Raw genomic sequence first — 20,894 nt, 5'->3', positions numbered from 1 at the left:
GGTAACACCTTTCATTTATACTTGCAAGGAACTGTGGAAAAAGTCAAGGATTCGATCAGCTATTTGTGTATTTTTTAATCTTTGAACACACTCAGCAAGAAACCCAACCGAATAAAGCTTTTCAAAAACCGGTTTGGGTATCCCTCTCTGTTGACTATAAAATAGTTCTTCTTTTGCTAGGCTGCCGGTTGTTGCTCCATGAGTGCATCGAACATCATCGGCCATAATTTCAAGACCAGGTAAGGAATTGGCTTCAGCGTTTTCTCCCAATATCAAATTTTTATTACTTTGATAGGCATCCGTTTTCTGTGCCTCTGGAGAAACATCGATCATGCCAGAAAAAATAGTTTTTGCTGAATCAAACAGTACATTTTTAAACAATAGATTACTGGTTGTATAAGGAGCGGAATGAATCTGAAGGGTTCGTTGATCAAATTCTTGATTATTCTTTGCTATAGTAGCTGAAAGAACTTCGGCTGAGCCTCCGGCACCACTAAGGCGTGTTTTGCCTTCAAATCGATTGTATGCCCCTCCCACATTGACGTATAGAGAAGTACTTTGAGCGTCTTGACCAACATCGGTAAGACTGAATAGAAAAGAATTAACCTCTTTGGCCCATTGTTGTACAGAGACAAGTTCAAAATGCGATGATTGAGCTAGGTAACTTTCAATTGCTGAGCAACTAAAGCCTCCTCTTTCATTGATAGATCTAAAATTTAATTGTACTCTTGCCTTACTGCCTTCTTCCAAAACGAATAAGCAATGTGGATAGGTTCCTGTGTTAGGTTCAGAAAGCCAAAACCATACTTCAAAAAATTCCTGAATTTCGACATATTTAGGAACATAAAGGAAAACGCCAGATAGGGTATTCGATCGATGGAGGGCTTCTAATTTGTCACTCCCCATAGAAAGTTTTTCTTTAAAAATGTACTCTTTTAAGAGGTCAGGATATAAGGTTATGGCGTCAATTAAGGGAGAGAAAATGACACCCATTTTTTGAAGTTTTTCAGAGATTGGAGAATAAAAAAGAACGGTATCATTCCCGTAGACAATCGAACCAAGTGAATTTTCATAAGGGAAGAATTGACAAATCTTATCTAGATCCGAAGGACTCACTGGAATCTTAGGGGTGTAGCCTTCCCATTTTATTCTCTCTATAGTGGAAAATCGCCATTTTTCGTCTTTTTTTTGTGGAGGGGCAAGCCTCTCATAGTCTAAAAGGGCTTGCCTTCGGATATCCTCCCACCAGGAAGGGATGCTATTTTTTTCTGCCTTGGTTACTACAGAGTTCTTTTGCATAAGGTGCATGGGAAACTACTCCATTGTCTATTAGAATGATAGATCTTAAGGAAGCCTAACCAACAGAACCTTCCATTTCCAAATCGATCAACCTTTTTAATTCTACACTATATTCCATAGGAAATTCTCTCACTAGTTCATTGATAAATCCATTAACCGATAAGCTCATAGCTTCATCTTCAGGTAGTCCACGTTGTTGCATATAAAAGAGTTGTTCGGCACTGATTTTACTAACACTTGCCTCATGTTGAGTGGCATTTTTATTGCCAATCACTGTTATTGCTGGATAGGTGTCTGTCCGTGAAGACGAGTTAATAAGTAAGGCATCACATTCGGTATTATTCTTACAATTTTTTAAATGATTAGGCATGCTAACAAGCCCTCGGTAACTGGCTCTTCCAGAGCCAATACTAATGCTCTTGGAAATAATATTACTGGTGGTTTCATCGGCAGCATGATACATTTTCGCTCCCGTATCTTGGTGCTGACCACTATTTGCTAGGGCGATGCTAAGGACCTCTCCCCTCGCTTTTCTCCCTTTAAGGACAACCCCTGGATATTTCATTGTCAAGCGGGAGCCGATGTTGCAGTCTAGCCATCGGACTTCGGCCTCTTCCATGGCAATAGCTCTTTTGGTTACTAGATTAAAAACATTCGAACTCCAATTTTGGACCGTTATATATTGAATTTTTGCACCGGGCATGGCGACCAACTCAACGACTGCACTGTGTAAGGTGGAGGTTTCAAACCGAGGCGCTGTACATCCCTCCATATATGTCACTTCTGATCCTTCATCAGCAATGATAAGAGTTCTTTCAAACTGACCAAAACTTTCGGCATTGATTCTGAAATAAGCTTGAAGTGGCTGTTGAACTTTAACTCCTGGAGGGACATATATAAAGCTTCCACCACTGAAGACAGCACTATTTAAAGCCGCAAACTTATTGTCGGCTGGAGGTATAACTTTAGCAAACCACTTTCGAAAAATTTCTGGATATTTGTGCAATCCCTCTGTGCTCCCAACAAATATAACCCCTTGTTTGCTTAATGATTCTTTGATGTTGGAATAAGCAGATTCGCTGTCAAATTGAGCTTCTACACCAGCAAGAAACTTTCTTTCTTGCTCCGGAATCCCTAATCTTTCAAAGGTTTTTTTAACTTCCTCAGGCACATCGTCCCAACTTCTTTGAGGAGCCTTGTTGTAGGCTAGATAATAGCGGATTTTATCAAAATCAATTTTTTCGAGCTCTTTGCTTGCCCAATGCACAGGCAAAGGCTTTTGGAGAAAAATACGAAGAGCTCTTTTCCTAAAATCACGGATCCAATCGGGGTCATTTTTTACGTCGCAAATATAATCTATGGTTTTTTCATTTAGCCCTATGCCAGCATCATAAGAGTACTCAATATCATAAGAGAAATCCTCTACAAGGGAATTGATCGACACAATCTCTTCTTTATTCGTTTCTTTTACAGTCTGCATAGATTTCCCCCATTTTTTTTGTTTGTAGTGAAATTTACTCCAACTTTATGGAGTTTGCACTGCCAATTCTTCTTCAAATTGGCTGTATCCTTTTTCTTCTAGTTTTAAAGCTAACTCCTTTGTTCCACTTTCCACTATCCTTCCATTGACCATTACATGGACATGATCCGGTAAAATATAATTAAGCAGTCTTTGATAATGGGTAATGAGTAAAATCCCCATATGAGGGCCTTTCAAGGCATTCACTCCGTTGGCAACGATCTTCAGGGCGTCAATGTCTAAACCACTATCCGTTTCATCAAGAATTGCATACTTTGGTTTTAAGATTGCCATTTGAAGAATTTCATTCCTCTTTTTTTCTCCACCAGAAAAACCTTCGTTAACATATCGGGAACTAAATTTTCTATCCATAGCTAGTTTTTCCATAGCCGCATAGAGCTCTTTGTAGAAATCGGTGATGTTGAGCGTCTTCCCTTCAGGAAGACGGGCTTGTAGAGCCGCACGAAGAAAGTTAGCTACAGTTACTCCAGGAATCTCACAAGGATATTGAAAGGCCATGAACAATCCCTTTCTAGATCTTTCATCTGGTGCGAGATCAAGGATGGGTTCTCCATCCAATAACACTGTTCCCGAATAAACTTCATAATCAGGATGCCCCGTTAGCAATTTTGAAAGGGTGCTTTTTCCTGACCCATTCGGTCCCATGATAGCATGAACTTCTCCTGGATTGATTTCCAAAGTTATGCCTTTAATAATCTCTTTGCCTCCAATGCCTCCGTGAAGATTTTCTATTTTTAAGCTCATAATCTATTCCTACTATAGAGCTAAAAGCATGCCAAGTTTTTCCTCTATATATTCAGGTTTTTTCTTAATTTTGAATGAGAGAAATACTACAATTATGTATAGAAAATAACATTGCAAAAGAAATTACTTTGTCATTTTCAGTTATTATGTTTTTTCTCTTCGTCTTTTCTTAACAATGAAGTTATTGTTTTTGCTTGACGATCGGATAATATAAAGCATGCTAACTCGACGCGCAACGTTTTAGAGGGTTGCCCTACCGACGGTTCTATCCTTCCAGCCAAGTTTCATGTTCAATGTCTGGATGTAGGGCATGAAGAGGGACCCTTTTTAGGAAAGATTGAAGGCTACGGGGCGTAGCTCAGCCTGGCTAGAGCACCTGCTTTGGGAGCAGGGAGTCGCAGGTTCAAATCCTGTCGCCCCGACCAAATGCAACTTTCATCATTTCTGGGGAAAGTATTTGCTCGTTTGCTTTCCCAGAGCAAAGAGCTTTTGAAAATCAGAAATTAGTTTTTTGTCCAACAGTCATCGTCTTGGTCCAATGATATATACGATTTGATTTCATCAAAATCGTTTAACGAAGACAGTTTTTCAGTGTGAGGAGAGCAGATAAAATCCACTCTTTCAATGGGTCTATCCAGTTTTTTTCCCCTTTGGTCTTGGTATGCAATAACTAAGGGGTTTGCTGCTACGATAATAGCGATAAGTTCTGTCGTTGCTGTATCCATTGATGCCGTTATTGCCGGCACCGCACATTCGCTGCATCTCAAAATTCCAGTGAATGGGAAAGGTTTTTCATTGAACGGCCAAGCTTGGCTTTGTTTTTCGAAACTATCACTCAAGAGGCTTTTTCTTTTTTGAAGGGGAAGGATCAACAGTAGTGGATTTTACTGAATGGCTGGCTAACTTAACAGCACTTATTTTTTTCTTGCTGTGTACCAACGGTTTTGTCAAATGAGGATGCCTAGAACTATGAGGTGTGGCTAGCCTTTGGGAAGCCAATTGGGAATGACCCTTTGAGTTAGTAGTTGGAGCCATGTTTCTAGGATGCTGTTGGACAAGGATATGATTGCTTTGGGTTAGAGTTTTTTGAGGACTACTTCCTGAAATAGTTGTGTTAGGAGTTGGCTCAGAAGCTACTGCTATAGCTGGTGCAACCTTAATGGAAGGCTGTTCTTGAATAGGGGAAGAAGCCACGGGTTGAATTCTTGGCTGATTATAAAAATGAAAGCTTGCTAAAACCTCTTTAGGAACCGGCTTTTTGAGTGGTTCTTTCTGAATATATACAGGAGTGTTTTCTCCGACCAAATCGTAAAGTTCAAGAACATCCCTATTTTTCATTCTTATACAGCCATAACTGACAGGCTGTCCGACCAGCGGTTCTTGATTCGTCCCATGGATAAATATTCCTCTGTAAAAGGAATTTTTATTCTGAGAATCCAACCCCCTAAGCCAAAGAATTCTTGTCAAAATGCTGTCATGATCAAAAGCCGGCTTTGAAGGATCATAAGCAGTCAATTTAATGACATCCCCAGTAAATTTCCTATGGTAAAACTTGCCGCCCATAGGAATGCCATCCCCTATTTTTTTTGCAATAACAAACCTCCCAATAGGGGTTTTATAACTATTCCATTCATCCCCAATACCGTATTTCGAGGTTGATACAGGATAATACCGGTGGGATTCTCCATTTTTGCCTATATTTTGAATCAGCTCCATTTTTTGATCATGAATGCTCACCCGGATCAAATTAGAAGGAAATGCTGAAGAAAGTTGTTTGGACTTTTGAGTATTATTTAAAGCGCATCCTCCCATGAACAAAGCGGATAGAATGGTTGCATAAAAAAAACGAGGGAAAGGAGATTTTTGCATTTTTACTCATTTTATGGAATAAAGGCCATTTGGCAATGAATTTATCTAAGTTTTTTCCTGACTCGACGAGCCTATAAAGCCTACGAAGCAAGGGAGAGGAAAGATAACGCGGAGGCAGAGGCTATTTATAGCTTAGAGACAACAGTAAGTTTAAAGCAAGAAAGAGAGAGGAGGCAAGTGTGTGGAATCAATAGGGAGACGAGGCAAAAAGGGTATAGCCCAAAGAAAAGGAAGGGAAGCCAATGGCAGTTAACTTGGGCCGTATCCATTTGTATGAGTTTTTTAGGGGTAAAACATAGCATTCAGCAGGCTCTCAAATTTCATTGACAACTGCATAGAGCACATTAAAAATCGGAGCATGGCTAAAATTAAATGTCCTTTTAAAGCTTCTGAAATTCCCGAAGGAGGAGCTAAATGCGTAGAACTAGAGGGAAAAAAAATAGCTATCTTTTGTTATAAGGGAGCATATTATGCTCTTGATGATACATGTCCTCACGAAGGAGGTCCTCTTAGTGAAGGATTTCTGGAAGAGGGGGAAGTAGAATGCCCGTGGCATGGTGCACGGTTTAGTTTAAAGACAGGAGAAGTTCTTTGTGGTCCAGCAACTAGAGGAGTAAGAGCTTATCATTGTCAGAAAATAGGAGAAGACTTAGAGGTGGAGATTTGAATTTATTTTTTGGCCTAAAAATAATATTTGAATGATACATGGCCAAAAAGGTAGTCATCGGATGTCGTATTGCTGGTTATCCGATTTCTGCGATAGGGATTAATCTTGTCTTTATTCAATGGGCATATGCCTTTCGTAACCTTGGGTGGGATGTTTGGCTTTTAGAAGAGATCACCCAAGAGAGTTTGCCAAAAATTAAAAATTATAATCCCAAACAAGTCCTGAAATTAGCTTTAAGCCATTGGAAATTAATTACTTCCTATTTTGATTTTGTTGAGCAATCTACGATTTTTATCAATGGGGAAGCAAAAAATCTCGATGCCTTTCTCCATTTTGCAAGGGAAAGTTCTTTTCTTTTAAATATTTCTGGGCTCATACGGAATAAGAACCTTCTTTCTGCCTTTAAAAAAAGGGTTTATCTGGATTTGGATCCTACTTTTACACAGATATGGGCGAAGGGTTATGGTTGCGATATGAATCTGGAAGCTCATGACATTTTTTTTACTGTTGGCCTTTCTTTAAAAGAGGATGGTAAGAGAATACCTTTCACGGGGATCAATTGGATTCCTACATTTCCTCCAGTATGTTTAGAGCTATGGCCCAAACGGCTAGGCGGCAAAAGATGGTCAACAATCACTCATTGGTGTGGTTATCCTGAAGTAAATTGGGAAGGTAAAATTTACGGGAACAAAGCCAGTGAGTTCGAAAAGGTTATTGAACTTCCTCTTTTTTTTGATGGGAAAGTTCTTTTTCAGATTGCTTCGGATCTGCAAGAAGACCACGAGATTCGCAACCGTTTTCTTTCCAAAAACTGGGATATGCTCAGTGTTTCAGCTATAGCCTCAGATTTTGAAAGCTATAGAAATTTTATTGGTACTTCTCGGGGGGAATTTTCTGTAGTAAAAAATGGCTACTGGCTTAGCGATTGTGGTTGGTTTAGCGATCGAACCGTATGTTATTTGGCAATGGGAAAACCAGCAGTCATTCAGGATACTGGTTGGTCAAGGATCATCCCTACCGGAGCGGGTCTTTTGCCTTTTACGACGATCTCTGAAGCGATTGATGCCATAAAAAGGATTGAAAAAGATTATCCTTACCATTCTATGAAAGCCAGAGAATTAGCCGAAAGCCTTTTTGATTCGGTGAAAGTAGCTCAAAAAATGGTTGAACAAATAGAAGGATCAGCGAAAAGAATGCCTGTTTAGTTATCAAAAATGGATAAATAAAAACCTTTTTCTTTCTCAGAAACGAACGCATGAGGAGTTTTGTAAAAGAGAGTCACGCATTGAGACCTTACCCAGCCATTCTGGCCATTCATAAATTCTATTTTATACCAACCTAAATAGGCTTTTATGACTTTAATCACTGAACCCGCTTTTAAAGGTAGGCTTTGTTGTTGGACTTCTGTTGGAACCGACCGCAAAGGGGTATCCTGAACAAGCATCCCGGCATTGGGGGTTGCAAAAATACCGTATGAAAAATATTCTAATAAAGAAAGACCGCTTATAAAAGCCAACACCAATACAATGCTGAAGCAAAAGGCTGGAATTCTGATTTTCTGATAAAGATGCAAAAGCAAAATATATAAAGAAAAGAACAACAAAAAGATACTTATAGCAGCTGCTCTTTCCCATTCTCCTGGAGATAGAAAGATTTTTAGGCTGTTTAAATAGCCTTTTTTCTGGAAAGAATGAATATGAGTATCAGCCTCAGGGTTTTTATTGATTCCAACAGTAAAATTCCATCTGACAGAAGCATTGCGAGGGGCTAATAGAAAAGCTGCTGTCCATTCTCCTAAGGCTCTTTGCCATTGTTCTTGTTGTGAAAAGGCTAACCCAAGATTATTTCTTGTTTTCCAATCCAGAGGTTGGACTAAGGTTTTTTTCTTCCAAATATCAATAGCCTTAGAAAACTCCCCTTTTTCATAGCAGCGGTAAGCCTCTTCTGAAGAAAACGATTCGACTTTTGAATCAGAAGGGGGATCAGACAATGAACAAAATAGAATGGAAGAAGCATAAGTAGGGAGCCTTTTATTGCTTGTAAAAGAAAAAGGGAGCGGACCAACTGGATTTTTTAATCCTTTTAGATTGCTTGTTAAAATACTAGATAACAGTCCGAAGAAAAGAATCAGGGAAAGGAAAGGAAGGAAGTTTGCCGTAGAAAAGAATTCTTTTAAGGGAATCTTAGCTTTGGGCAGTTTCCGGGCTAACTCTTCTGCCTCATCAATCCATTGTGATGAAGGAGTAGAGAGTCGGCCAAACAAATAAAGCTGGGACTGATGCCACAAAGCTACCCATTTTTTAGCAATGACAGAGTTCTTTAGATAGTCCTTTATAAGCCGTTTTTCAATAGCGTCCTCATCTGGGAAAGGATAAGGAATATCCCAAAACTCTTTAAATGCTTTTTGCCAAAGGAGGAGATACCTATAAATCTCCCTATCGGTCTTTGCTTTAGCAATCGCTTGCGGGATTGTCCTTAAACAATGACTCGCTTTTTTTTTCTGGAGCAGTAAAGGTTTGTGGGCAACACGATCCCAGCAAAGCAAACACCAAAGAAATAAGAATATAAATGTAAAAAGTAGGCTTTCCTTCCCAAGGTCCCAAGGGGGAAAAGGCGCCAAGCCTTTTCCCATACCAAGGAGAGGTCCTGTTGGTAACATGTCTAGAGGATAGCCTGTGTTAATCGGCTGAGAGCGATCACTCAGGAGCTCTTGTTTATTGTCTGGAGTCTGTTTTGAAAGGGAGGATTTTTTCACAGATAAATGAATAGGATCAGATTTAATTGTTTGGTATTCCCCTTGCGTCACGTCAAAATAGGTAAAAGAATAGGCAGGCAGATCTATTTCTCCAAAAATATCAGGTATAAGCACTAACTCCATTTTCAAAACCCCAGTAAACAAAGACTCGGGGTCTATTTGACGAGATGGCAAAGAATTTATAACTTTTATACCCTTACAAGGGGGATATTCCGGTAGTTTCCAGGGGACTGCCCAATTCCCTGTACCTTCTATTCGTATCGAGAGAGAAATCGGTTCGCCTTGAATGGCTTCAACGGGGTTCACCTTACAGGAAAGTTTAAAGGTTCCTATTGCTTCAGAAAAATCAGGAGGCGGTGCCGGGAGTGGAGCTATTTCAATGACTTTAGGTTCGGTTGTGGAGTGGATAGGTTTGACAATAGGTTGAGAAAAAAGACCGCGCCCGAATCTTTCTATTTCCAAAGTAAGTTGCTGACTGATTGGAGGCAAAACAATTTTGCCTGCTTTTAAGGATAATAAGGTGGTTGTATAGCGCAGACCGCTAGCATACGTTCCGTTGGCATTTAAAATCACTCGTTGAGGTTTGCCCCATCGGTTAGAAAGAAAATCCTTTGGATCCCATTCAGGCTGACTTGTTATATCTAAAAAAGTTCCTGAGCGGGTTAAGAGTCTATATTCTATGACAAAAGGCTCGCCTTTCCATAAGGTTCTTTGGGGGATAAGCACTTGGGCATCAACGCCATCAGCCGATATAGGAGCTATTTCTACTTCTTTTACCGTAAAGGAAATGGGGGGGATTTCCACAAGTCCATGGTCAGTGGAAATTAAAAACGGAGGAATAATATAATTGCCTGGTTGGTGGGGAATAATCGGAAAGTCGTATATAAGCTCGTTACGGCTATTTCGGCTGATGGATGGAGCCTCGATTTCCAAAAAAGCAACTTTTGGTGGTTTGACTTCATCTTGAGGGGAACAATTTTCGAAAATAAGAGAGAGATGTGCAGATACCCCAGGTTCCAACTTCTCTGTTAGGGGTAACCAATGAGCAGAAAAGGCCATTACATTGCCTAGAGTTATTACACTGAGCAATGTATAAAAACAACAAGCTAGGAAAACCAATCGGAACTTACCAATCGGGATCTTCCAAATAAGAATCGTTTGTCTCACTTTCAATTTGACGCATTCTTTTGAAGAATGTTGATGGGTTATCTAGCTGTTTGATTTGCCTTAATTTTATCTCTTTTTCTGTCTCTTCTCCAGTTGAATTTTCTGAATCGGAAAAGGAATTATCTGGTCTAAGAGGAGAGTTTTGGTTTTGTTTTGATTCGCTAGTTGCTGTTGATTCTTTTTGTTCCTTTTTAGAAGAAGGAAAAGCAGAGGGATTTTTTCCTAAAGAAAGGTTATCTTTCGAAAAGCCTTGATTTTTTTCTTTTAGATCCATCCCCCTTTTCCTGAGATTCGATTCGGATATAGGTTCGGACAGAGCATTTTTTTCTTTTTGATTCTGGGCTGGCTCCGTCTTTTTGTTTGCCATGTTTGAGGAAGAGGCATTCTCTTCAAGAAGTTTTAAAAGTTCTTTTAAATAGCTTTCCCAATAGGGAAAATTGGGATCGAGCATTTTCCCTAATTCCACAGCTTTTATTCCATCTTCAATCACCCCTGGGGGCAGTTTGTTTTTTTTCCCAAGATCAATAGTTGACTGGGCAATCATCACACAATCATTTTTTGTCAATTCAGCTTTTTTACTCACTGCCTCTATTCTATCAATGAAGTTAGAGTAAAGTTCTCTATTTGTATTGCCTCCTTGTGCCGAACAGAAAAAAAGTAGAAATAACAACAAGGAAAGAAGAAAATGGCCTTTAATTTTTTTTCCCTTTTGCACCGAGTTTATTAACCATAATGAATCTTTCATGACGAGGAAATTCCCAATAAAAACTTGCTAAGGCCAGCAACAATGCTGGGAGAAGGAAGTAAATGTATTTTTCAGCAAGTACTTTCATTTTTTCTTTATTTTTTGAATACTCTGGACTCTTTACCATCTTTTGAACCAAAGGGACAATGTCAAGCCACTTATCCGCCTGGACATAAATACCACCAGTAGAATGTGCAATAAGTTCCAATGAAGAAGGATTGAAAAAGCTGACTATAGGCTGACCATTGTAGTCTTTATAGAGAGACCCATTGGTATTTTTTATTAATGCCCCATTGGGTGAACCAATGCCGATGGCTAGCACTTGAACGCCATATTTTTTTAATTCAGTAAGTTTTTGTTCCCATCTCCCTCCATGGTCTTCGCCGTCACTGAAAAGAATAAGTATTTTTTTATGCCTTTCTTCGGAAGAGAAAAAAAGGAGTACTTCTTCCATCATGGCAGCAAAACTTGTTCCTCCATTTGGAAAATCATCCAGGGATAATGCGGAAATCATTTCTTGGATCAAATCATAGTCAGTAGAAAAGGGGACTTCTACAAATGCATTTCTAGTAAAAGCAAGCAATCCGACTCTTTCTCCTTGAAGTTTAGCAACAAAATTGGAAGCAAGCAATTTTGCTCTTTCCAGTCTAGAAGGAACGGTATCTTCTGCTAACATGCTTTTGGACATATCTATAGCCAAGAGATAATCGCTGTTTGATTGGAGCAACTCGATGTCTGTTTCCCCCCATTGGGGTCTTGATAAAGCAACAATAAAAAGAACTGAAGAAAGGAAGAAAAGCCAAGGGATAGGAATCTTTTGGTTCACTTCTCTTTTAATTTCAACTCCTTGGTGGGAAAAGAAAACTTTAAATAAGTGGGCAAAAGTGGCTTTTGAGGCGGAGTTTCGATGATAATATAAAAATAAAAAAAGAGGCAAAAGCAACAAACCAAAAAGGATTTGGGGATTTTTAAACTGCATCTTATTTTTTTAGCAATTTTCCATGAACGCTCATCAGTTTAGACAACAACGGTTGTAAAAAAAGTCGCTCTAAGTCATCGAATCCTCGGCAGAAATATTCATCGGATTGTTTTGTTTTCTTAAGCTTTCTATGTATTTCAATCTTTCTGAAAATTCTTTTTCTTTTCCGTGATCCGTTGGAGAGTAAAAAGTTCCTGGTTTCATACCGTATCGTTGAGGGCTAATGGCTTCCCTAAAATCGTGGCTGTAGAGATAGCCTATCCCTCGGCCCATCTTTGTTGCCCAAGAATAATGGGTATCTTTTAAAAATTGAGGGACTTCAACTGTCTCCTTTTTCTCCACCCACTCCATAGCTTTGTTTATAGCGTTATAGGCAGAGTTACTTTTTGGAGACAAACAGAGATAAATAGTTGCAAAAGCAAGGGGAATCCTTCCTTCAGGCATGCCAATTTTTTCAATCGCATCGAAGGCCCCCATGGCCACCGTTAAGCCATTGGGGTCTGCTAGCCCAATATCTTCGGTCGAAAGGATCACTAGTCTTCTAGCAATAAATCTAGGGTCTTCGCCTGCTGCAAGCATTTTGGCAAGCCAATAAATAGCAGAATCTGGATCGCTGCCACGCACTGATTTAATAAAGGCGGAGATGGTGTCGTAATGCTCGTCTTCGCCGTGATCATAGCGTGGAGTTTTTTTCTGGATTAGATTTTCAATAACATCAATACCAATGATTAAGGGTTGTTTATTTTCTTGAAAAGAGGAGAGCACAGCCACCTCAATGTAGTTAAGTAGGCGTCTTGCGTCTCCCTCACAGATATCCAATAATAATTCTTGGGCTGCTTTATCAATTTTAGCTTCATAGTTGCCCAATCCCCTCTCTTTATCCGTGAGTGCACGGGTTAGGAGAATTTCTAGCGATTTTTTTGATAAAGCTTTAAATTCGAAAAGTTGGGAACGGGAAAGCAATGGGGCTGTTAAGTAAAAACTTGGATTATGGGTAGTTGCTCCTATTAATTTAATGGTACCTGTTTCCAAATCTGGAAGGAGGACATCTTGTTGCGATTTGTTAAATCGATGAATCTCATCGATAAAAAGAAGGGTCCCCCTTTTTTGTTCTTTCCAGCGTGTCGAGGCTTTGTTTAGAATTTTTCTTAAATCAGCTACCCCAGCTTCCACAGCGTTTAGTCTTTCAAAAAAACTTTTCGTTTTTTTAGCGATAATTTCTGCCAGCGTCGTTTTTCCTGTTCCCGGGGGGCCAAATAAGATGATCGATTGAATCCTGTCTGCATCTATGAGTCTTCGAAGGGGCTTCCCGGGCAAAAGAATCTCTTCCTGGCCAACAAGCTCTTCTAGGGATCTAGGACGCATTTTTGTTGCTAGAGGAGCTGTCGGACTAATGGGCTGTCTCTCTTCGTTTTCCTGCCAGTCAAACAATTCTTGCATTAATCGAAATAGAATCAAAGAAAATAGAATATGCAAAAAAAGAATTTCTTGAGCAGACAAAAAAGCCTATTTGCGAATCAATCCAATTTCAACTCGGCGGTTTTTGGCATAATCGGCTTCCGTATGTCCAATGGCTGCGGGCCGATCTTTCCCATAAGATATGGTATGTATTCTTTCCGGAGCCACTCCTAGTCCCACTAAATATTCCCTAACGGCAATGGCTCTTCTTTCCCCTAGTCCACGGTTATATTCTTCAGTTCCTCTTTCATCACAATGTCCAGCGAGAAGAATGGAATCCCCTGGATGCTCGTTCATCCATTGGGCTATTTTTTCAATTTTTCCTCTTTCAGTAGCTGGAATAGCAGAACTGTCGAAGGCAAAATAGATCGTTTGGTCTTTAAATGGTGAATAATCAACATCAAAATCGGGATTGAATGCCCCGCGACTTGGTAAAGGAGAACTTTCAAGAAATTCTTCTTCTGCTGTTGGTTTTTCTTTTCCTTTAGGGTGTTTGGCGCATCCTGTCCAGCTAATAACAAAAAGACAAGCAAACAAGAAAAAAAGAAAAGAAGGATTGCAGTTAGCGAAACGGAGAAGCCTTTTCATAATACCGCCTGAGGAACAAAAAAGAATGGATAAAGGGGCTTATTTTCAAATTTTTTATGATTTTTATTGCCAATCACTAAACCTTGTAAAGGCAAAAGAGTAGACTTTTTGAAAATTATGGAGAGACCGCCGGCTGATAACAATTTTTCAGTTCACAATCAATTTTTATAGTCTGTCGGCTGACTGTATCTAATAAATACAAAGAGCCATGTGATTCATAAACAAGATGGCGTGAATTTGGAGTCCATGATGGATCTTCTCCACCTTGCGTGGTAAGAATCGACGCTTCCTGTTTGTTTAAATCATAAACTCCAATCTGAAATAGGCCTCCAATCCTTGCACTAAAAGCAATTTTTTTCCCATCCCTTGACCAGTCTGGCTCTGAACTGTAGGTGTTGCCTGTAATCAGTCGTTTTGGGGTTCCTCCTTCTGAAGGAATTATAAAAAGTTGAATACTTCCTCTTTCATCAGAGGTATAAACGATCTGACTCCCATCTGGGGACCAGCAGGGTGAGGTATTTGTGGCTCTATTCCGAGTAAGTTGTCTGGGAGTACCTCCCTCTATGGACATGATATAAATTTCTGGATTGCCATCTTTGCTTAGGGTTAAAGCCAAATTTTTATCATCAGGGGAGAAGGAAGCACCGGAATTGACTCCAGGGAAAAAGGCGAATCGAACCCTGGAATGCTTAGAAAGTTTGATTAAGTAGACGTCAGGATAACCGCTTTTATAGGAAGTATAGGCGATCATCGTACGGTCATGACTCCATCGGGGATGCGCGCTAATGGTTTTGTCAGAAGTGAGCCGCTGTAGACCTGCTCCATCCATGTCCATCAAATAGAGCTCTTTAAATCCAGTATCTGATGATATAAAGGCTATTTTACAGTTAGCAAAGCCTTTAACACCAGTTAATGCTTCTAAAATGGAATCTGAGAATAGATGGGAAGATTGCCTAATATCTCCTCCAGCAAAAGTTTTATGAATGAGTTCCTCTTTTTTGGTTCTATCTAGAAGGATGCCTTCAAGAACGTTGCCGGAAATTCTCCCTGAAACTATATAGCGTTCGTTACCCGCAGCACTAACATCTATAAGCATGGTCTGCAGCAAGTCTTTTGAGATTATTCTTTGACAGGCTTCAGCCTCTTTCCCAACGAATGATCCCAAGGATAGTTTGACTTTGCCACCGGTTACTTCAACCTGCGCATAGAGCTTACCAAAAAGGATAATAAAAAAATAAAAAATCAAAAGCAAAGGGGTCATTGTTAAAAAAGATCCTTTTTTTTATGTGGCCTGAAATAGGCTTTCCATTGCATAAGCCCTTTGTTCTTTCGTATGCTTACCATGGAAGGATATGCTGTTCTCTAGAGAGTTGGAGTTGACTCTCTCTCTTGGAGAGGTATGCCTTCCAAAGATATTGCTTCAATAAAAAAAATCCCTTCTGCTTGAGTTTGAAAAGGCACTCTTGGAAGTATAGAACAATTTCTTCAGTCATGCACTAAGTCTTGTCCTCTAATTGGGGTGATGTGTTTTCTCTTAGGCTTTTCCACTCTAACAAATCGGAATAAAAAGAGAAAGAACTGAGTATTTATTAATGTCAAGTTTTGACTGATATCCTGAATCGTTTTCTCTAATCTTTTTATCCCCTCCTTCCAGTTTGTCAAACGCATTTCAACTATCCTATGCACGATGGGATAAAAGACGATGAGAGCCAAAGAACGAAAAGATTCATTCTGCCATTTGGAATTTGACAGTGATTACTTCTGGTATAGTCGAAGGCCTCGGCTCTCCTATGCTTTCTAGTTTTTTTATTGCCTCTAGGGCGCTTTGATCAAATTTTTCGTTTCCGGAACTTTGAAGAAGCTTAAACTGTCGCACCTTCCCATTACTTTCCACTGTCATTTCAATAGTAGCGGAAAGTCCAAGTCCCAAAAGCTCTACTGGTTGATCCCATAGAGAATATAGTTTTTCACGAATGAGCAAATAATATCGTTCATAATCCCCTGGTTCGGTGCCGGTCGTTACCGGTTCATTATTAGCAAAATTCTTATTTTTGTTTTCTTCCAGTGAACTAGTTTTAGGCTGGATTGGGATTTTTCTAGTGACTTCGGTCAGATCGGGCACAACCGTATGCTTCGGTTGAGGCAAAGAATCGGATCTTTTTAATTCTTTGTCGGCAACGGAATGTTTCCGTTGAGAACTTTTGATAGTGTTTCTGTTAGAGGAAAATTTGGAATGATTCTCTTCTGCGATTCCAAAAGAAGAAGCGTTGGTTTTTTCTGCTTTTTTAGTCATTTCTTTTGAGGTATTGTCTGCATGCAATTTTACATTTGACGGCTCATGGGAAGGCGACGAGGGCATGAATTGGAAATAGGAAGTTTTTGGTTGAGCAGGTTTGTTAAAAGAATGGATTAAAAAAAAACAAAAGATGATAGCAAGGTGAAGGCTAGCAACTAGGAGAAATATTTTCCAAAAAAGATGCCTTTTGTGCAAATCTTTATTTTTTTGGCTATGCGTTACATACATAGGCTATTGGGTAAAGAAACAAAAGAGAGGAATGTAAAGGAGTACATATAGGCAAGCAGCGTGGAATCCAAATGGTAATTTTTTTTGTCTACTATCGGATTGTTTGCTTTTCATCGACATTGTGAACAAGGCCTATCCTTTTTATTCCAGCTTTTTCGAGTATTTCTACAAAAGGCAAAAATTCTTCATACTTTAGGTCCTTGTCCATTTTAAGAGATACCGTCAGTTCAGGATCTTTTTGTAATCTTTCCAAAAGTATCTTCTCTAGATTATGCTTATCCACTGGGATATTATCACATACTATTTTCCCATTTTTGTGTATTTCTAAAACTAAAGGATTTCTAGAAAAAGTGGGTTCTTTTTTGGAGTTGAGAGATGGTAGAGAAATATCGAGATTTTGTTCGAGTAACGGAGTAGTAATGAGAAAGATAATCATTAGGGTAAAGGCAAAATCAAGCATAGGGGTAACATTCAGTTCTGAAAATCCAGTATACCGCCATTTACTTGAGAATTTTTTCATCTTATCTGACTCTCTTACAAGATCAGATGGAGTCCTCCGCCACAAATCTTTTTTCTATTTCACTTAAGACTTCCGTTGCGAAATTTTCCAAATCGATAGTCAGGGCTTTGATAGTAGCGACAATGAAGTTATATCCGAAAAGCGCAGGGATAGCAACTAAAAGTCCCATTACAGTAGACAATAGTGAGCCTGAAACTCCAGGAGCCATTGTAGCCAAAGTGGCTTTTCCAGAAAGAGCTAGATCGCCAAATGCATCCATCACCCCCCATACTGTTCCCAATAAGCCTATAAAGGGGGCTCCACTGGCTGCTGTAGCAAGAAGAATCATTTGATCTTCTAACTGGAGTAGCTGATTGCCAATTTCTCTTTCAATAGCTCCCTGAATTAATTTGAGAGATTTTTCTGGAATTTTTATTTTTAAAAGAGATTTTTCAGAATATCCCTCCATGGGATCAGATAGTCCATGGTATAGGTTAAACAATTCTTTACATCCAGTCATATAGATGGCGTGATGAGGAGAGCCTGGATAAATTTCTTTACTTAAAAAAATGCCTAGCCATTTTGAGGAGACTTTCAACTTACGCAAAAATTTGCGACTCTGTTTTTTGGCCGAGTGGATTTGCCAAAGTTTTATTAAAAGTACAGTCCAGCTAATGGATGAAACACCTAAAAGGAATAGGAGAATGAGCTTAGTGGCTATGGTTGCTTTTTCAAAAGAAAAAAACAAACCAGAAGTTTGAAAAAAAAACGCGTTCATTCTTTTTATTGCAAGTGAGTAGTCAAAGAGAGAAAGGTTTTTAAAAAATAAAGCAAAGATCCATCTTTTCTCAAGACATGAATTACTTTGGTAGATTTTTAATTGTTTGATTGCTTTTTTTTTTAAACATTCTAATCTTTTTGCCTCGGAGATTGTTTTAAATCTCCTTTGATGAAAGGGAAAAAACCAATCATTTCTCCATTCTACCGTCAGACTTTAAATAAAAATAAAGATTCTTTTTCTCTCGTTGCTATAGACGACAAAAAAATCAGGCAAAATTGGCAAATTAGATATTTGTATCTCCAGAAAGAACTGGAAAATGTCCAAAGCAAACTGCAAAAGTTTCTATCTGTTGAAAAGCCCCAATATACCATTTGGCTAGAGTCGACCTTTCCCAAAGAAACAGCTGAATTAAAAGATATCGAGCTAAGAATCAATGACTTAAAACAATTTATATTTGAAGTGGAACTGGATAGTTTGTTGCATAACCGCAGTGTAGCCATTTCGTATCATTTTCTTTTACAGAAAAAAAATAAGAAATTATCCAACATAATCTCACATGTTGCTTGTGCTGATAGTCTTCCAAACAACGAAAAAACAGAAGAGATCCCAGACAATAATCGGAAAAGAAATCCTCGCGAATCCAAGATTAAAGCAGCATTTAGAACGATTGCTCGGCTTCTTCATCCTGATGCCAACAACTCCGTTTCTCCAGAGAAAATGGAAAGGTGGTATGCTGCCCAAATGGCATACAAAGCAAAAGATTTAGAATTACTAGAATCCCTCTGTTACTTGGAAGAAAAGCAAACCGAGGCTCTCCCAATCGCTCTCATTCAAAAAAGAATTGTCGTATTGGATAAAACGCTTCAAAAAAAAAAGAAAGAATTGGAAGGATGCTTAGGCCATCCAGCCTGGGGATTTTCTCAGTGCCAAATCGACAGGCAGTATGTTCGAAAAATAAAAATTTGGATCAATGAAAAGATAAAGGAAAAGAAAAAAGAATTGAACAAATTGAATGATAAAATGAGGGGTTGGAAGCTAGAAGCCAATCGGGTCCTTTTCAAAAATAAAACAAAGAAGAAGCGTAGTAAGAAAAAACTCACAAAGAAAAAATAAAGATGGGCTCGTTATTTTCTGGACATTTTGGTTCTAAATATTCAAATTAAATCACTTGGTTGTTTCATAAGTAAATAGAAAGAAACCAGGTCAATACTCTTAGAAAACTGTTTTTTCAATGTGGTTTCATTATTAAATGGCTGTATTAAATAGAGTTCCTATCGAAATAGAAAAAAGGCTTCTACTTGCTTCTATTTTAGGATTTTTCTGGGGTTCTGCCATTGGCACATTTTGTTGGGTGGGGCTCTTCAATGCTATAGAAGAAAAGGTTGTTCATTTACAGGAATACTTACCCACTCCTGCCAAAGACACACAGTTCGTTTTAGTCGAGATTGATAGAATTCCCGTTGATCGGCCTTGGCCATGGCCACGATTAGAATATTCTCTTTTTTTGAGAAGTTTGATTCCTCAAATGCCTCAAAGTGTGGTTTTGGATATTTTATTTACAGATCGAGGGCCAAGATTGGATAGTTTTGACGAAACATTCCGATCATTAATCAACAGGTTAAATAGGGTATGTTTTGCAGGGGCTGCCCTTAAGACAGAGTCTTTGGCACCTCAACAGTTCCTCTTTGAAAAATTTATGGTTCGTGGAGATCCAAGCTTCTTACCGAAGTATGGATCGGCATTCTGGCCATCGACTGATCTGACCGAAGGCAATCCAGTAGGAATCAATAACCTAGGAGTTGGCACAAACCGCAAAATCAGAGCTGTGCCTCTTTTTTTTCAGCTCAAGGACAGCTTAGTTCCTTCTCTGACTTTAGTTGCTGCTGCTTCTTACATGCAAGCATCCATAGGAAATTCAGAAGCAAGGTTGAATAAAGCTTTTCTTTTGCGCAACTCTACAGGAAATATTTTAAGAAGAATTCCATTAGATTCGGAGGGGCGAATGCAGTTGAGGTTTAAGCGGTTTCCCTCTGGAATCATTCGAATCAAATATGATGATTTTTTGCTTTATGCTGATCAAATGGCTAGAGGGATTAAACCAGCTTTTGATCTTAATTTGCTTCATGGAAAGCAGGTATGGCTTGGGGTGACTGATCCTGCTGTTATCAACTGGATAGAGACGGATATGGGGAAGATGAGTCCTGTGGAAATCAAATTAGAAGCTGCAAGACAGATAGTCCAAGGAGATTTTTTAAGAAGAACACCTAAAGGAGTGGCCTTTGTGTTCCTTTTTTTATTTTCTGTTTTAGCTCCAAGATTATTTGTCCGCTTTTCCTTTCTTAAAGCTTTAGGCTTATTTTTAGTTTTATTTGGAACTGTTGTGGGCTCTTCCGTTGCAGGATTTATACTGTTTAACCTAGTATTCCCTTTAGCTTCTTTTCTTTTTGTGTCTTTAGGGGTTATATTATGTGGACTATCAGCTCGTTTTTGGAAATTCCATGTGATTTCCTTAAAATCTCCTCATTTGGAAAGAGTAGAAGCTGCCTTAGAAAGAATAGAGAAAAAGTTCTTGCATGATGGATCAAAATTTGATCAATGAACAACCCTATTATAAGCGTTCAGGATGTATCCAAATGTTATTGGAATGGAGAAGTACAAACTGTGGCTTTGAGGAAAGCAAATCTAGAAATTTATCCTGGAGAATCTATCGCTCTTGTTGGGCCTAGTGGCTGTGGCAAGAGCACTTTGCTACACTTAATTGCCGGAATTGATACTCCAACCCAAGGGGAGATTTATGTGGATGGCTATCCCTTTCATTTGTTAAAGGAAGAAAAATTGGCCAAATTGCGAGGCAGTATCCTTGGTATTGTCTTCCAATTCTTTAATCTGCTGCCTACTCTTACTGCCCTTGATAATGTTATGCTTCCTGCCCTCTTGCAGGGGGTCTCTCCTTTGGAAGCCTCCTCTAGGGCTAAAGAGCTATTGGAACAAGTAGGCCTTTCTCATAGATCCCATCATTATCCTCATCAACTCTCTGGGGGAGAGATGCAACGAGTTGCTTTGGCTAGGGCTTTGGTTATGAAACCAAAAATTGTATTGGCTGACGAGCCTACAGGTAATTTAGATTCAGAGGCGAGCCAAAAAGTCTTATATCTTCTTAGAAAACTTGTAGAACAATATCAACTGACCCTACTTATGGTTACCCATAGTCTGGAAGTGGCAAAAGCCACGGACAGAATCTTGCAGATGAAAGACGGCTATCTTATCTCTTAATACCAG

19 protein-coding genes and 1 tRNA gene are annotated in these 20,894 nt (G+C 39.1%); 6 read left to right on the top strand and 14 right to left on the bottom strand.

The window, feature by feature from the left end; all coding sequences use genetic code 11:
* Positions 1 to 15: 15 nt before the first annotated feature.
* From QOL44_RS11155 to sufC, 3 genes are read right to left on the bottom strand one after another with little or no spacing between them, the layout of a single operon-like run.
* A complete protein-coding gene (locus QOL44_RS11155; RefSeq protein WP_228343294.1) occupies positions 16 to 1,299 on the bottom strand; it encodes a SufB/SufD family protein in 1,284 nt (427 codons plus the stop codon).
* Between the two features lie 55 nt (positions 1,300 to 1,354).
* On the bottom strand, positions 1,355 to 2,779 hold the full coding sequence (gene sufB / locus QOL44_RS11150; protein WP_009061908.1) for a Fe-S cluster assembly protein SufB: 1,425 nt from the start codon (positions 2,777 to 2,779) through the stop codon (positions 1,355 to 1,357).
* Positions 2,780 to 2,824: 45 nt separating this feature from the next.
* Positions 2,825 to 3,583 (bottom strand): Fe-S cluster assembly ATPase SufC, encoded by a 759-nt coding sequence (gene sufC, locus QOL44_RS11145; RefSeq protein ID WP_009061906.1) that lies wholly within the window; start codon positions 3,581 to 3,583, stop codon positions 2,825 to 2,827.
* A 347-nt stretch (positions 3,584 to 3,930) separates the two neighbouring features.
* Here sufC and QOL44_RS11140 point away from each other — a divergent pair.
* Positions 3,931 to 4,008 (top strand) — tRNA-Pro (locus QOL44_RS11140).
* Positions 4,009 to 4,086: 78 nt separating this feature from the next.
* Here QOL44_RS11140 and QOL44_RS11135 read toward each other — a convergent pair.
* Positions 4,087 to 4,308 carry a hypothetical protein gene (locus QOL44_RS11135; RefSeq protein WP_134391404.1) on the bottom strand — a complete coding sequence of 74 codons (222 nt, stop codon included), beginning with the start codon at positions 4,306 to 4,308 and terminating at the stop codon, positions 4,087 to 4,089.
* Positions 4,309 to 4,414: 106 nt separating this feature from the next.
* On the bottom strand, positions 4,415 to 5,452 hold the full coding sequence (locus QOL44_RS11130; protein WP_009061904.1) for a L,D-transpeptidase family protein: 1,038 nt from the start codon (positions 5,450 to 5,452) through the stop codon (positions 4,415 to 4,417).
* A 358-nt stretch (positions 5,453 to 5,810) separates the two neighbouring features.
* Here QOL44_RS11130 and QOL44_RS11125 point away from each other — a divergent pair, with 358 nt between their 5' ends.
* The gene (locus QOL44_RS11125) at positions 5,811 to 6,119 is read left to right on the top strand and encodes a Rieske (2Fe-2S) protein (RefSeq protein ID WP_009061903.1); all 309 of its coding nucleotides are present in this window, start codon (positions 5,811 to 5,813) and stop codon (positions 6,117 to 6,119) included.
* Positions 6,120 to 6,157: 38 nt separating this feature from the next.
* Positions 6,158 to 7,324: a glycosyltransferase gene (locus QOL44_RS11120; RefSeq protein WP_009061901.1), complete on the top strand. Its 1,167-nt coding sequence runs from the start codon at positions 6,158 to 6,160 to the stop codon at positions 7,322 to 7,324.
* Here QOL44_RS11120 and QOL44_RS11115 read toward each other — a convergent pair.
* From QOL44_RS11115 to QOL44_RS11075, 9 genes are all read right to left on the bottom strand, one after another.
* A complete protein-coding gene (locus QOL44_RS11115; protein WP_045086787.1) occupies positions 7,321 to 10,041 on the bottom strand; it encodes a BatD family protein in 2,721 nt (906 codons plus the stop codon). The genes QOL44_RS11120 and QOL44_RS11115 overlap by 4 nt on opposite strands.
* A complete protein-coding gene (locus QOL44_RS11110; protein WP_009061897.1) occupies positions 10,001 to 10,786 on the bottom strand; it encodes a hypothetical protein in 786 nt (261 codons plus the stop codon). The genes QOL44_RS11115 and QOL44_RS11110 overlap by 41 nt, the downstream gene beginning before the upstream one ends.
* Entirely contained in the window at positions 10,734 to 11,765 is a 1,032-nt protein-coding gene (locus QOL44_RS11105) for a vWA domain-containing protein (RefSeq protein ID WP_009061896.1), read from the bottom strand. The genes QOL44_RS11110 and QOL44_RS11105 overlap by 53 nt, the downstream gene beginning before the upstream one ends.
* 69 nt (positions 11,766 to 11,834) lie before the next feature.
* Positions 11,835 to 13,205, bottom strand: coding sequence for a replication-associated recombination protein A (locus tag QOL44_RS11100; protein WP_009061894.1), 1,371 nt, complete (start codon positions 13,203 to 13,205; stop codon positions 11,835 to 11,837).
* 66 nt (positions 13,206 to 13,271) lie between these two features.
* Positions 13,272 to 13,811 (bottom strand): OmpA family protein, encoded by a 540-nt coding sequence (locus QOL44_RS11095; RefSeq protein ID WP_009061893.1) that lies wholly within the window; start codon positions 13,809 to 13,811, stop codon positions 13,272 to 13,274.
* 115 nt (positions 13,812 to 13,926) lie between these two features.
* On the bottom strand, positions 13,927 to 15,072 hold the full coding sequence (locus QOL44_RS11090; RefSeq protein WP_009061891.1) for a PD40 domain-containing protein: 1,146 nt from the start codon (positions 15,070 to 15,072) through the stop codon (positions 13,927 to 13,929).
* A 465-nt stretch (positions 15,073 to 15,537) separates the two neighbouring features.
* On the bottom strand, positions 15,538 to 16,104 hold the full coding sequence (locus tag QOL44_RS11085) for an energy transducer TonB (RefSeq protein ID WP_166791423.1): 567 nt from the start codon (positions 16,102 to 16,104) through the stop codon (positions 15,538 to 15,540).
* Positions 16,105 to 16,426: 322 nt separating this feature from the next.
* Positions 16,427 to 16,855, bottom strand: a complete 429-nt coding sequence (locus tag QOL44_RS11080) for an ExbD/TolR family protein (protein WP_009061885.1) — start codon at positions 16,853 to 16,855, stop codon at positions 16,427 to 16,429.
* Positions 16,856 to 16,877: 22 nt separating this feature from the next.
* Positions 16,878 to 17,612, bottom strand: a complete 735-nt coding sequence (locus QOL44_RS11075; RefSeq protein WP_009061883.1) for a MotA/TolQ/ExbB proton channel family protein — start codon at positions 17,610 to 17,612, stop codon at positions 16,878 to 16,880.
* Positions 17,613 to 17,783: 171 nt separating this feature from the next.
* Here QOL44_RS11075 and QOL44_RS11070 point away from each other — a divergent pair, with 171 nt between their 5' ends.
* The 3 genes from QOL44_RS11070 (at position 17,784) to QOL44_RS11060 (ending at position 20,888) form a co-directional block, all read left to right on the top strand.
* Positions 17,784 to 18,728 (top strand): hypothetical protein, encoded by a 945-nt coding sequence (locus QOL44_RS11070; protein WP_009061881.1) that lies wholly within the window; start codon positions 17,784 to 17,786, stop codon positions 18,726 to 18,728.
* 136 nt (positions 18,729 to 18,864) lie between these two features.
* A complete protein-coding gene (locus QOL44_RS11065) occupies positions 18,865 to 20,214 on the top strand; it encodes a CHASE2 domain-containing protein (protein ID WP_009061879.1) in 1,350 nt (449 codons plus the stop codon).
* Positions 20,211 to 20,888, top strand: a complete 678-nt coding sequence (locus QOL44_RS11060; protein ID WP_009061878.1) for an ABC transporter ATP-binding protein — start codon at positions 20,211 to 20,213, stop codon at positions 20,886 to 20,888. The genes QOL44_RS11065 and QOL44_RS11060 overlap by 4 nt, the downstream gene beginning before the upstream one ends.
* Positions 20,889 to 20,894 lie beyond the last annotated feature (6 nt).

The organism is Candidatus Methylacidiphilum fumarolicum, from assembly GCF_949774925.1.
Lineage (GTDB): Bacteria > Verrucomicrobiota > Verrucomicrobiia > Methylacidiphilales > Methylacidiphilaceae > Methylacidiphilum > Methylacidiphilum fumarolicum.
Note: the sequence above shows the minus strand (reverse complement) of the source record. Positions and strands in the feature narration are given on the sequence as shown.

What these genes read in the sequence shown, in the direction of transcription:
- QOL44_RS11155 (WP_228343294.1), bottom strand. Translation starts at nt 1,299, where the DNA reads ATGCAAAAGAACTCTGTAGTAACCAAGGCAGAAAAAAATAGCATCCCT.
- sufB (WP_009061908.1), bottom strand. Translation starts at nt 2,779, where the DNA reads ATGCAGACTGTAAAAGAAACGAATAAAGAAGAGATTGTGTCGATCAAT.
- sufC (WP_009061906.1), bottom strand. Translation starts at nt 3,583, where the DNA reads ATGAGCTTAAAAATAGAAAATCTTCACGGAGGCATTGGAGGCAAAGAG.
- QOL44_RS11135 (WP_134391404.1), bottom strand. Translation starts at nt 4,308, where the DNA reads ATGGATACAGCAACGACAGAACTTATCGCTATTATCGTAGCAGCAAAC.
- QOL44_RS11130 (WP_009061904.1), bottom strand. Translation starts at nt 5,452, where the DNA reads ATGCAAAAATCTCCTTTCCCTCGTTTTTTTTATGCAACCATTCTATCC.
- QOL44_RS11125 (WP_009061903.1), top strand. Translation starts at nt 5,811, where the DNA reads ATGGCTAAAATTAAATGTCCTTTTAAAGCTTCTGAAATTCCCGAAGGA.
- QOL44_RS11120 (WP_009061901.1), top strand. Translation starts at nt 6,158, where the DNA reads ATGGCCAAAAAGGTAGTCATCGGATGTCGTATTGCTGGTTATCCGATT.
- QOL44_RS11110 (WP_009061897.1), bottom strand. Translation starts at nt 10,786, where the DNA reads ATGAAAGATTCATTATGGTTAATAAACTCGGTGCAAAAGGGAAAAAAA.
- QOL44_RS11105 (WP_009061896.1), bottom strand. Translation starts at nt 11,765, where the DNA reads ATGCAGTTTAAAAATCCCCAAATCCTTTTTGGTTTGTTGCTTTTGCCT.
- QOL44_RS11100 (WP_009061894.1), bottom strand. Translation starts at nt 13,205, where the DNA reads ATGCAAGAATTGTTTGACTGGCAGGAAAACGAAGAGAGACAGCCCATT.
- QOL44_RS11095 (WP_009061893.1), bottom strand. Translation starts at nt 13,811, where the DNA reads ATGAAAAGGCTTCTCCGTTTCGCTAACTGCAATCCTTCTTTTCTTTTT.
- QOL44_RS11090 (WP_009061891.1), bottom strand. Translation starts at nt 15,072, where the DNA reads ATGACCCCTTTGCTTTTGATTTTTTATTTTTTTATTATCCTTTTTGGT.
- QOL44_RS11085 (WP_166791423.1), bottom strand. Translation starts at nt 16,104, where the DNA reads ATGACTAAAAAAGCAGAAAAAACCAACGCTTCTTCTTTTGGAATCGCA.
- QOL44_RS11080 (WP_009061885.1), bottom strand. Translation starts at nt 16,855, where the DNA reads ATGAAAAAATTCTCAAGTAAATGGCGGTATACTGGATTTTCAGAACTG.
- QOL44_RS11075 (WP_009061883.1), bottom strand. Translation starts at nt 17,612, where the DNA reads ATGAACGCGTTTTTTTTTCAAACTTCTGGTTTGTTTTTTTCTTTTGAA.
- QOL44_RS11070 (WP_009061881.1), top strand. Translation starts at nt 17,784, where the DNA reads ATGAAAGGGAAAAAACCAATCATTTCTCCATTCTACCGTCAGACTTTA.
- QOL44_RS11065 (WP_009061879.1), top strand. Translation starts at nt 18,865, where the DNA reads ATGGCTGTATTAAATAGAGTTCCTATCGAAATAGAAAAAAGGCTTCTA.
- QOL44_RS11060 (WP_009061878.1), top strand. Translation starts at nt 20,211, where the DNA reads ATGAACAACCCTATTATAAGCGTTCAGGATGTATCCAAATGTTATTGG.